General features: G+C 48.8%; 9 protein-coding genes and 1 other annotated feature. Of the genes, 1 reads left to right on the top strand and 8 read right to left on the bottom strand.

Annotation, left to right across the window (positions count from 1 at the left end):
* Positions 1–48: 48 nt before the first annotated feature.
* The 6 genes from DW931_RS14035 to DW931_RS14060 form a co-directional block, all read right to left on the bottom strand.
* Complete coding sequence (locus tag DW931_RS14035) at positions 49–1,059, bottom strand: glycosyltransferase (protein WP_117795023.1); 1,011 nt, start codon at positions 1,057–1,059, stop codon at positions 49–51.
* Positions 1,019–1,714 carry a transcription termination/antitermination NusG family protein gene (locus DW931_RS14040; RefSeq protein WP_118467350.1) on the bottom strand — a complete coding sequence of 232 codons (696 nt, stop codon included), beginning with the start codon at positions 1,712–1,714 and terminating at the stop codon, positions 1,019–1,021. Before DW931_RS14040 ends, DW931_RS14035 begins: the two co-directional genes overlap by 41 nt.
* 689 nt (positions 1,715–2,403) lie before the next feature.
* On the bottom strand, positions 2,404–4,815 hold the full coding sequence (gene leuS, locus DW931_RS14045; protein WP_022360162.1) for a leucine--tRNA ligase: 2,412 nt from the start codon (positions 4,813–4,815) through the stop codon (positions 2,404–2,406).
* A 195-nt stretch (positions 4,816–5,010) separates the two neighbouring features.
* Positions 5,011–5,249, bottom strand: a binding site (T-box leader).
* A gap of 128 nt (positions 5,250–5,377) precedes the next feature.
* Entirely contained in the window at positions 5,378–5,662 is a 285-nt protein-coding gene (locus tag DW931_RS14050) for a ferrous iron transport protein A (RefSeq protein WP_243036959.1), read from the bottom strand.
* Positions 5,663–5,822: 160 nt separating this feature from the next.
* On the bottom strand, positions 5,823–6,881 hold the full coding sequence (locus tag DW931_RS14055) for an MBL fold metallo-hydrolase (RefSeq protein ID WP_118467348.1): 1,059 nt from the start codon (positions 6,879–6,881) through the stop codon (positions 5,823–5,825).
* A gap of 30 nt (positions 6,882–6,911) precedes the next feature.
* A complete protein-coding gene (locus DW931_RS14060; protein ID WP_118467346.1) occupies positions 6,912–8,267 on the bottom strand; it encodes an MATE family efflux transporter in 1,356 nt (451 codons plus the stop codon).
* A 404-nt stretch (positions 8,268–8,671) separates the two neighbouring features.
* Here DW931_RS14060 and DW931_RS14065 point away from each other — a divergent pair, with 404 nt between their 5' ends.
* Positions 8,672–9,991 carry an acetyl-CoA hydrolase/transferase C-terminal domain-containing protein gene (locus DW931_RS14065; RefSeq protein WP_118467344.1) on the top strand — a complete coding sequence of 440 codons (1,320 nt, stop codon included), beginning with the start codon at positions 8,672–8,674 and terminating at the stop codon, positions 9,989–9,991.
* A 158-nt stretch (positions 9,992–10,149) separates the two neighbouring features.
* Here the strand turns inward: DW931_RS14065 and DW931_RS14070 are convergent, their stop codons facing one another.
* Together DW931_RS14070 and DW931_RS14075 are read right to left on the bottom strand one after the other, a co-directional pair.
* A complete protein-coding gene (locus DW931_RS14070) occupies positions 10,150–10,671 on the bottom strand; it encodes a hypothetical protein (RefSeq protein ID WP_117795011.1) in 522 nt (173 codons plus the stop codon).
* Entirely contained in the window at positions 10,668–11,798 is a 1,131-nt protein-coding gene (locus tag DW931_RS14075; protein ID WP_118467342.1) for a hypothetical protein, read from the bottom strand. The genes DW931_RS14070 and DW931_RS14075 overlap by 4 nt, the downstream gene beginning before the upstream one ends.
* Positions 11,799–11,801: the final 3 nt, after the last annotated feature.

Below are 11,801 nucleotides of genomic sequence, written 5' to 3' on the forward strand. Positions count from 1 at the left end.
CGTGTAATTCTATTCCAGGTAATCTGCCTGTTTCTTTTTATAGGAACACTAAGCATCCTCAGAAAGCGTTCCTCTCAATTTTTTCTGATAGAGTATTCCACGCACGGATGCCGGAATCAGACTTGCAGTAACGCGGATCACGCAGTTTCGCAGATACTCTCTTCTATTTAAAAATCCACTTTTAAAAAACGTTTTCTGCAGATTCAGAGCGGCCCTGGCATAGGACAGACCGCCGCGGCGTTTGATCATCCCATTGTCCGTTCTCGCATACACCAGAATATCCGAAAGATTTTCTGCTTTATATCCTGCCTGCAAAAGACGGACCCACAATTCATAGTCCTCCGCCCCCGGAACCGGATGATAGTTTCCCACCGCCAGCACAGCTGAACGCCGCATCATGACGGCCATATGGTTCATCGGATTGCGCTTTCTGGCAAACGTTAAAATTTCTTTATATTGGCAGGGAAGTGACCGAATTCCAGTGATTCTGCCCGGCGGAAACAATTTTCCATTCATCCCACTTCCAATTTCACCTCTATCTGGCGCATTTAGGTTATCTACATTTTCCTGTTCTGGCACTTCTGCTGCGGCAAATTCTGCAATTTTTCCGCTCAGAAGTCCGAGTTTCCCCTGTTCTGCTTTCTTTCCCAGCAATTTGCCCGCTGCTTCTTCTGCATATCGTTTCAGCTGCTTTTCACAGCGATCCGGACAGGCAATATCATCACTGTCCATGCGGGCGATCCATTCATTTCGGCACGCTTCTACACCTGCTGCCAGCGCCCGTGCGATTCCGCCGCATACAGGAAGGCGAAGCACCTGCAGAACTCCCGGCCATTCCCGGTCAATCGTCTGGATCGTTTCATCCAACACTGGTGTCAACGGTCCATCGCATACCAGGACAAATTCATCTGGAGGAATCGTCTGATTCATCATGCTGGCTGCCGCCTGATAGAAATACGCTGGATTTTCTTTGTGATATACCGGCATCAGAACCGAATATTTCATACACTCATACTCATTATTCTGCTGCCAGCTTTGTTCCATCGTTCTCCGCTCCATGTAATCTTGTTATCTTTTTTGATGGGTTCTTTCCAGAGACCGATACCCGGCTAAAATCGTTTTCCTGGAAATCTCCTGAAAGATTTTTAGGGTTCAGGGGTCCTTTCTTTGGGAAAACTGCCTCCGGATCATCTTCCATCCGGATTGCCAGCTCTACCTGTCGTGCTTCGTTCAGCAGTTCTGCCTGAATCGTCACGATTCGTTTCCGCAGCCGCTTCCGGATGATCTTTGGCAGCATCTCACCAAGCACTCCTTCCGCCCATTTGATCTCCCCCGCGTCATTTGCCCGCACCAGAAACCGCCGGACGGTGTGAGAAGAATCCTCCCGAAGAAGTTCTTTCAGAAATTTCTCTTCCTCTTTTTTTAAGGGGACTGCCGTTCCATATGGATGCGCTTCCGAACCAGCATTCAGAAATCGAACCAGCCCCGCCAGACATTTCACTCCGTCTTCCAAAACCGGCTCATCCGCCGTGTCCACAAACACATAGCCCGGAAACATGACTTCCGTATCTACATAGTAGACACCGCCCATCCGCCAGGTCCGTTCTTTGGACAACACAAAACAAGGCTTTTCAGCCTTATCCCGATAAAAATGATTCAGTTTTTCTGCCGCTTCTGCCTCGCGTCCCACAGGTGTCTGCACCACGTACCACATACAGGCGTTCTCCCTTTCATGTTTGCGATTTTCGCAGAATATCTAGTTCTGCGAAAATAAAAGGTTTTATATGCAGAACCCAAATGCCGTATTGACAAAAACTTCAAAAGCAAAGGGAAATATTATATGAGAATTTCAGAAATTTTTGTTCAGAAATGATGACTTAATAATTTCATAAGAGATTCTTGGGAGAAACTTCTATTGAATTAACCTTGAAAGTATCGTATAATGATTGAAGATTTTCGCAGAACTAGATATTCTGCGAAATTTTTTATTCTGATTTTTCTAGCTACAAGCTATTATGTTGCATTTATGATATAAAATTTATCTTTTGAATTGGTAGACTTTTTAGACAATTTTATTGAACGATAGTACTCCACACCTTCGCTTCCTCCCAGAAGCGCCATATGGAATGTTTCGTATAGACAGCAAAAAGCATTCCATATGAGTTTTTCCTCATCAAGAATGCTTTTTGCATTCAGGGCTGATTGAAACGCCGAATTGTCCGGGTTGACAAATATTCCCATATTCAATTTAATTTTATCATTTAAGAAATCAAATAGCAGGCACGTGAAAAAGGAGCGGGCAAAAAAACAGCGGCCACACAGTTTTTCTCCCCTGTATAGCCGCTGACCTTATCTGCATAGAAAAGTCACAGATTCTTCTGCTTCTTCCCATACCATTTTTATTTATTTCATAACAATATTCACAATCCGTCCCGGAACGTAAATTTCTTTTACGATATTTCCAGTCAGCTTGTCCTTGATAGCCTCTTTACCAGCGGCGATCGCATCTTCTTTGGAGATGTCTGCCGGTACGGTGATGGTCGCACGGACTCTGCCGTTGATCTGAACGGCTACCTCTTTCTCGTCATCCTTCATCTTCTCTGCGTCGCACTCCGGCCAGGAAGCATGGAAGACACTGTCGGTGCCGCCGAGCTCCTGCCACAGCTCTTCACCCAGATGCGGTGCGAACGGTGCCAGCAGGATAGTGAAGGTCTTGAGGGTTTCTTTGTCGATGCCGCCCTCTTTCTTCGCCAGATCGATGAGCTTGTTGTTGTACTCCATGAAACCGGAGATAACGGTATTCAGGCTGAACTGCTCGAAACGCTGCTCAATGTCGAATACCAGTTTGTGGCGCAGTTTAACCATTTCCTTGGTCTCTTTGATGTCTTTGTCCTTGCTGGTCATAACCAGGTTGTAGAAACGGTTCAGGAAACGGGATACGCCCTCGATACCGCGGTCATCCCACTCTGCATCCAGTTCCGGCGGTCCTACGAAAAGCTCATAGAGACGCAGGGAATCGCAGCCGTAGTCGCGTACCAGATCATCCGGGGATACGACATTGCCTTTCGACTTACTCATCTTGATACCATTCTTACCAGTGATCATACCCTGGTTGAACAGCTTCTTGAACGGCTCGTCGAAGTCAATAACACCGATATCGCACAGGAACTTAGTGTAGAAACGGGAATACAGCAGATGCAGTACTGCATGTTCAACACCGCCGATGTACATATCAACCGGCAGATATTTGTCTGCTTTCTCACGGGATACCAGTTCTTTATCGTTCTTGTTATCTACATAGCGCAGGAAGTACCAGGAAGATCCAGCCCACTGCGGCATGGTGTTTGTCTCACGTTTTGCCGGAGCTCCGCAGCACGGGCAGGTGGTGTTGACCCACTCGTCGATGGCTGCCAGCGGGGATTCGCCGGTACCAGTCGGCTGATAGCTTTCTACCTCCGGAAGTTTTAACGGAAGCTGATCCTCCGGAACCGGTACGTTGCCGCACTTCGGGCAGTGTACGATCGGGATCGGCTCGCCCCAGTAACGCTGACGGGAGAATACCCAGTCACGCAGCTTATAATTGACTCTCTTGTGACCGATACCTCTCTTCTCAATCATTTCCGGCGCTTCTTTTTTCAGTACGGAAGATTCCATACCATTCCACTCGCCAGAGTTGATCATCGTGCCGGACGCCTCGGTATACGCCTCAGTCATGTTCTCGATCTCTTTGCCATCTTTTGCGATAACCTGGATGATCGGGATATTAAATTTCTTTGCAAACTCGAAGTCACGGTCATCGTGTGCCGGTACGCACATGATAGCGCCGGTACCGTAGTCAGCTAATACATAATCAGACAGCCAGATCGGAACCTTCGCACCGTTGATCGGGTTGATTGCATAAGTTCCGGTAAATACGCCGGTCTTTTCCTTATCCTGCAGACGGTCTACGTTGGAACGCATGGATGAATCGAAAATGTATTTCTCTACTGCCTCGCGGGTCTCATCGGTTGCCAGGCTCTTTGCCATCGCGTGCTCCGGAGCCAGTACCATGAAAGTTGCACCGTACAGGGTGTCCGGGCGGGTGGTGTAAACGGTGATCTTCTCATCGCGTCCCTCTACGCCGAAATCAACCTCTGCACCGTAAGATTTACCGATCCAGTCAGTCTGCATCTTTTTAACCTTCTCCGGCCAGTCCAGTTTGTCCAGATCATTTAAGAGGCGGTCTGCGTACGCGGTAATCTTGAGCATCCACTGACGCAGGTTTTTCTTGGTAACCGGGGTACCGCAGCGCTCACAGCAGCCGTTGACAACTTCCTCGTTTGCCAGACCTGTCTTACAGGACGGGCACCAGTTGATCGGGAATTCTTTCTCGTATGCCAGACCTTTTTTGAACATCTGGACGAAGATCCACTGGGTCCATTTGTAGAATGCCGGATCTGTGGTATTTACTTCCATATCCCAGTCATAGATGGCTGCGATCTCGTTGATCTGACGTTTAATATTTTTAATGTTGGACTCGGTCGAGATAGCCGGGTGTACGCCCATCTTGATCGCGTAGTTCTCTGCCGGCAGACCAAATGCGTCCCAGCCCATCGGATGGATCACGTATTTGCCGCGCAGCAGCTGATAACGGCTCCATACATCTGAAATAACGTAGCCTCTCCAGTGACCAACGTGCAGACCACTTCCGGACGGATATGGGAACATATCCAGGCAGTAATATTTTTCTTTCTTTCCATCGTTTACATTGATGGGATGTTTTTCCCAGTTCTCGCGCCATTTTTTCTCAATGGCGGTATGATTGTACTGTGACATCTTTGTTCCTCCTGTTTTCTGCTTAACCCACGCTGATTTTTTGCTATTTCCTGTCAAAATCCGGCTCCAGTCTCTAAAATGATGATTCATTATTGCAATCGACTGGTCCGTTGGCAGTTGCATAACATCCAACCCTTGCGGACATTCTTTCAATCCGGTAACGTCAAAAACGCCCTGCGTCTCTACATTACCTGTATAGAGACGCAGGGCGAAAATTCCAACTGCGCGGTACCACTCTATTTCACACGGAATCCGTGTGCTCCTCATCGTCCTGTAACGGCGGATGACCGGCTCTGTCTACTCGGGTATTCAAAAACACTTCTTTCAACAGGCTGCTCCCGGACCAGTTCGGCGGCTTCCTTCCGCTGCCTCACACCATCCGGCAGCTCTCTGTAGAAATTTCGCGGCTTACTACTTCCGTTCATTGCATTTGTGCTATCTGGTAGAATAGCATAAATGGGAAGAAATGTCAAGTAACGTGACCTTCTCAAACTTGCACGTGACAGATTCGACGTTCTTTCAATACATGACATTTTCGACAATCTTTCAATCACCGTCAAACCTACACCTGAATCCGCTCTGCCACTTCATCGCCCAGTGCCAGCCGAACCTTTCCATTTCCGATGATCAGACCATCCAGCACACGTCCAAGGACCCGGATACGGCTTCCTTCTTTGATTCCATAGCGCTCCAAAAAGTTCATCACATCCGCATTTCCAAACATCCACTTGATTTCACAGGACTCTCCCGCCTGCACCTTTGCCAACGACTGCATACAACGACCTCCTGACTGATATTCCGCTTTCTGTAACTGTTCAGTACCTTCACAGTCACGCGCAAAATCCATTAAAAATTGCCTACGGCAATGGGATTTTTGTCTGCTGGTCCATGTTTTCGTACGGTCAGCGCAGTAAATGCGCAGACCTACTGAACAGTTACTGCTTTCTTTACTATTATTATATGCAGTCAGACTATTGTTAGTCAATGGTAATAATTGTTAGTTAATTCTAACAGTATTTAGCCGTTACCGTGAACCATCTCCACACTTCTCCGTCCATCTCCCGGCGGATTCTGCCGCGCAGGCGGAGGTAGTCCAGATGCGCCATGCACTCGCCCACCGCGAACCACTTCTGGGACGGTGGAAATTCTTCCCAGCTGGCGGCACGGATCTTCCAGCGCATCTTTCCAGCCGTCTCATATGCCGTCATACCCGGATGTTCGGCAAGCAGCGCCTCCGTCTCCTCCAGACGCCGCTCATGGTGTGCCAGCAGCGCCTCGATGCGCGCCGCATAATCGCCTGTCTTCCGGTGTCCCGGTAGGGCAAGGCGGACCGGATATTTTCTGGCGAGACGCAGGCTGTCGAGATAGTCACCTAATGAATCCTCCGATTCCAGCCAGGAAGTAATATTCGGCGATATATCAAACAGGATATGATCGCCCGTGAACATGACGCCCTGCTTCTCTGCCCAGAACATCGCATTGCCCGGCGTATGCCCCGGCACGGAGATCATTTCCAGGGTGTAATCTCCTACCGTGTATTTCCAGCCTGCCTCAATCGGAACAAAACGGTCATCAACCTGATCCAGCTTATAGCGGACTGCCGGATTGAGCGCCTGCGTTTTCTTCATCTCATCCTCCGGAAATCCCCCGGCACGGAATTGCTCCGCCAGCCGAAGCGGACGCTCCGGTGTAAAACCGTCCTTTAAAATCGCCAGATCGGTTCCGCTGATATAAATGCGGCTGTCCGCCCCTGCCGCCTCCCTGGCAAGTCCTGTGTGATCCGAGTGCAGGTGTGTCAGAAGAATATCCAGCCGATCCGGGCTACTTCCAAGTGCCCGAAGCCCGGCAAACAGCGCCTCCCGGCATTCCTCGCGCCGAAATCCGGTGTCAATCAGAAGATCACGCTCGTTTTCTTTTCCCTTGATCAGGTAACTGTTGAGTTCCCGCAAAGGATTCTGCGGCAATTCCACACCGATCCGCCAGATTCCATCTGCCACCTGTTCTACAAGGGCTTCCCTCTTCTCTATGTTCTTTGTGATTTCTTCTCTTTTATTTTCTTTAAGCATATTTTTCCTTATTGAATCTATTGAATCTTCTCAGCCTTCTGCTTTCTCTTCTCTATGATCCATCGTTCGGAACAGATGTGCACAAATCAAAATCGCCACCACAATCGACAGATAATCAGCCGCCGGCTGTGCATAGATAACTCCATCCAGGCCAAACATCGCATTCAGCACGAAAATCAGCGGAATAAAAATCAGTCCCTGGCGGCAGATCGTAAGAATCAGCGACGGAAGCGCTTTTCCCATTCCCTGGATCGTATTGATGCAGAGGAATAAGATACCAAGGAGTGGCGCAGAAAGCTGCAGGGCAACCACCATCTGAATACCATACTGGACAACTTCCGCATCATTAATAAACATCTGAATCATTGTCTTTCTTGCGACAATCATAATCAATGTCAGAATCGTTCCCATAATAACCGATACAAGTCCTGTAAATTTGAATACCGACATCAGGCGTTTCTTGTTGCGCGCTCCATAATTATAACCGATCAGCGGCTGGATTCCCACGCAGAGACCAATCTGCAGCAGGACAACAAGCATATTGGATTTCATCGCAACCCCCATCGCCGCTACCGGTGTGTCACCGTAACCGACCAGCGCCTGGTTCAGGATAATATTGGCAAAGCTCATCAGGATGTTATTTAAGGATGCCGGAATACCGATCCCTGCCACGCCGGAAGCGATTCCATCTCCCATCTTAAAATCACGGAAATGAATCGACAGTGTCGATTTTCCCCGTAGATAATAAGCAATATAGTAAAGACAGGCCGCAATATTGCCGATGATCGTCGCAAGCGCTGCACCGGTCACTCCCCAGCCAAGCACCAGGATCATGATCGGATCCAAAATAATATTTACTACGGTACCTATCAGGTTTCCGACCATCGATTCTCTCGATGCGCCTTCTCCCCGCAGAATATTCGCAAATGCAGTTGAAAACATAATAAACGGCGCGCCGATTGCAATAATCGCCAGGTACTGTCTCGCAAAACCGATCGTATTTACACTGGCACCGATGAGATGCAGAATGGTTTCCATTCCAAGTACAGACAGGATAGCCACTATCACGCCCAGCCCCAGGGATCCATAGCAGCAGAATGAACTGATATGACATGCCCGATCTTTATGGCGTTCTCCCAGTGCTCTCGATATCGCTGAGCTGCCGCCGATACCGAACAGATGGCCTAATGCCATAAAAATCATAAAGACCGGCGTTGCCAGCGAAACTGCCGCCACCTGCAGCGGATCCTTCGTCTGACCGATGAAAAATGTATCCGCCATGTTATAGATAACAACCACCAGCATGGAAATCATGGTCGGAACCGCCATGGTTGCGACCGCCTTCGGTACGGGTGTTTTTTCAAATAAATCCGTATTTGTTTTCATTTGTCGTAACTCCTCTCTTTCTATATTTGTTGTATTCTTTACAGTCACATTCTCGCGCCGAGCGCGGTCGCTTGCGACATGTTTCTGCTTCGCGCAAGTGCACATCATTGGCACGTTAGTGCCTTTTTGTGTAATAGGGGATTCCAAGGAATTTCCTATTACATAAAAATACAGGCACTTCTGCCTGCTGTGTAAAAGACCAACTCTTATTTATAAACACTTAATTTTATCATAAACACCTATTTTGTCAACTATTTCCGTATTAAACCTATCTTAAACTCATCTTAAAACCCAGCTTAAAAATTGTCTTTTGGAATTGTCTTTGGAAGTTGCAAAAAAGCGCTTTCTGGGATATGATGGAAACTAGAAAATTATGAATTTCATACCGATGGAGGATTTTTACTATGTCTAACAATTACGCAGGCAAATTTGTAAGTGCTGAGACCGCCGTCAAGGCCGTTCAACCGGGCGACTGGGTGGATTATGGCTTTGGCGCTGGATTTCCGGAGCTTCTCGACCGTGCGCTGGCAGCGCGCAGGGATGAGCTGACCGATGTCAAGATCCGCGGTGGTTTAGTCATCCGCCCGCGCATCGAGGTTGTCGAAAGCGACCCGGAGCAGAAAGCATTCAGCTACTACAGCTGGCACATCGGCGATTATGAGCGCAAGCTGCAGACCCGTGGGCTCTGCAAGTTTATGCCGATGATGCTGCGTTCCCTGCCGGAAATGTACCGCCACCACATTCGCGTGGATGTTGCCTTTGTACCGGTTTCCAGACCAGATGCGGACGGCTGCTGCGGACTGGGTATTTCCAACTATGCATGGCGCACCATCTTTGAGAATGCGCGCACCGTCATCTTCGAGATCAATGAGCGCCTCCCGCGCTTACAGGGCGTCGATGGTTCCCACCGTGTCCACCTCTCAGAGGCAGATTTCATCGTCGAGGGCGAGCATGAGCCGCTTCCGATCCGCACCTACCGCGATCCGAGCGCCATTGATATTGAGATTGCCAAACGTGTCGTTGAGGAGATCCCGGACGGCGCTGTCCTTTCCCTGGGCGTCGGCGGCGTTCCGTTTACCGTTGCCAATATGCTGGCACAGTCCGACAAAACCGACCTCGGCTGCCACACCGGCACCATCAGCGATGCTTTTTTAGCCCTCTATAAGGCTGGCAAGCTGACCAACAAGAAGAAGGAAATTGACAACGGTTATTCTACCTGGAACCTTGCCATGGGCTCTCAGGAATTATATGACTGGCTGGATAATGAGCCGCAGCTCTTCCACCCGGCTGATGTCGATTACGTCCACTCCCCATACCGCATCGGTGAAATGAAAAATGTCATCAGCATCAACGGTGGCGTCGAGCTGGATCTGATGGGACAGGAAAATGCCGAGTCTGCCGGCACCCGACAGCTCTCCGGTATCGGCGGACAGATGGATTTCCTGGAGGGCGCATTCCGCTCCGAGGGAGGCAAGGGCTTTATCTGCCTTGCTTCCACCCACAAGAAAAAAGATGGCTCCTTAAAATCCAACATCGTACCGTTCATTCCGGGCGGCAGCACCGTATCTGCACCGCGTACCATGATTCAGTACGTGGCGACCGAGTACGGTATCGCAAAACTGACCGGGCTTACCTTAAAAGAACGAGCGGATGCCATGATCGCCATCGCACACCCGGATTTCCGTGATGAGTTGCGCCGGTATGCGGAGGAGAATTTTAAATAAAAATTGGAAAGATACATCGGAACCGAAACATCAACATTCCATGTTATCTTTGATTCTTTGAAAACCAGAATTTTCAACATAGAAAAGCCGTAACCTTATACTTTCGCTCATGAGTTTAATCCCATGGGCGAGTATATCTGGTTACGGCTTTTTATTTTTTATGCCTCTTTCTTCGCCCCTATAACAACCACAACCACCATAAACCGGCAGACCAGAATAATCATAGACGCAAAGAGCTGCCACAGCGCGATATGCAGAATCAGGCTGACTGCGTACCCACACAGTGCTGCTCCCATTACCATAGCATATCCACAGCACAGTTCGGAGTGATACGAATGTCTGGGCGAACCTGCGGTGTAGCTTTCCATCAGTCCATAGAGCACCACATATTCCAGCATACACGGAATCAGCGACCAGATGGTTCCGTCCGGCCGCCTCCAGAACATGGACAGAAAGCTAGAAAAAGCAGTCACCAGCACAAGCGCCGCCCCTGCTGCCCGGTACACTCTCATCTCTTTTACATCCATCTGGAAAAATCCAGCCTGTCGCTCTTTCTGGAGAATCCCGATATATAAAATCAGGAACCCGATGCAGGGCGGCAGCAGCATCACATGGAACAGATTAATATGAATCGAAGCAAGAATCAGACCGGCTAAAATCTTATGATCTCCCGTTTTCACTTAAATGCCTCCTCTTTCAGCAGATATTTCCACACATCAATAAAGCGAAGCTCCCTTCTCTTCCTGTATTCATTTTCAAATGAAAGAACCTGCTCCCCGCCATCTTTGCCGATATATGAAAGCACTGCAACTCCTGAATGAAATACCTGCGGTGACTGGTCTTCCTCTTTGCCAATCCAATGGCTCTGGAACGTCAGCACATCACCCGTTTTTACTGTCAGCCGTTTCGGATCTTCCCCTTCTTTTTGGGCTGGGATAGGCTCTCCATTTAAGGTCATCGAAAAATTTTCCATCTCCCCGGCTGACGCAATGCAACCTTTTACTTCGATGGTTCCATCTTTCTGAACGGTGTAAACCTGTGTGGCCGTTCCATCTGAATTGGCGCTGGAACTTGGATTTTCCAGGGCGCTCCCGCCCTCCGGATTTGCAATCAGTACCAGATTACCAATTTTTACGTCCGCTGTGTTTCCATCTGAATAGAGCACCTGCGCCCGCGTCAGGATTCTCCACTGACTGATCCCGTTATGCTGCGGATCTTCAATCGAAAGCGTAGCATCCAGGCGATGAAGCGCATACTGTCCCGCTGACTGGACTGTCTCCCGCATTTCCTGCATTTGAAGTTCAGGCAACTCTGAAAAACGAATTTCTCTCACACAGATCTCATCCGTCACATCCGTCAGATAGGCAAAATTTACCTGTGTATACCATACATCCGAAGTTTCATCTGTCTCATCCACACTTTCTTCCCCGAGCGCATATAAGAACACTGTATTCTCCAATTCCATATTCGCATTCAGGTCTTTCACACCTTCGTCTAAAACTCCAACTTTCACATCGGAATCGGTACTTTCTTCTTCAAGCGCCTCACTTGACACAGATGAAACGATTCCATCCTCCGAAGTTTCTACTCCGTCCAGCCCACAGCCCAGATAAGCCGACTGGCTGTAGTGCAGAAACAGCGGTTCTTTCAGCCGGAACGTATACTGGGCGCTCAGACCCGCCAGCAGACAAATAAGCGCCAGCACCAGCCAGATACGCACGATCATCCGCTCCGGGTGTTTCCGAACTGTTTTTGCCTGTTCTTTTACTTCCATGAGTTCCCCGCTTTTCTCATTTTTCTCTATCATAAA

Source organism: Clostridium sp. AM43-3BH (assembly GCF_003479985.1).
GTDB lineage: Bacteria > Bacillota > Clostridia > Lachnospirales > Lachnospiraceae > Otoolea > Otoolea fessa.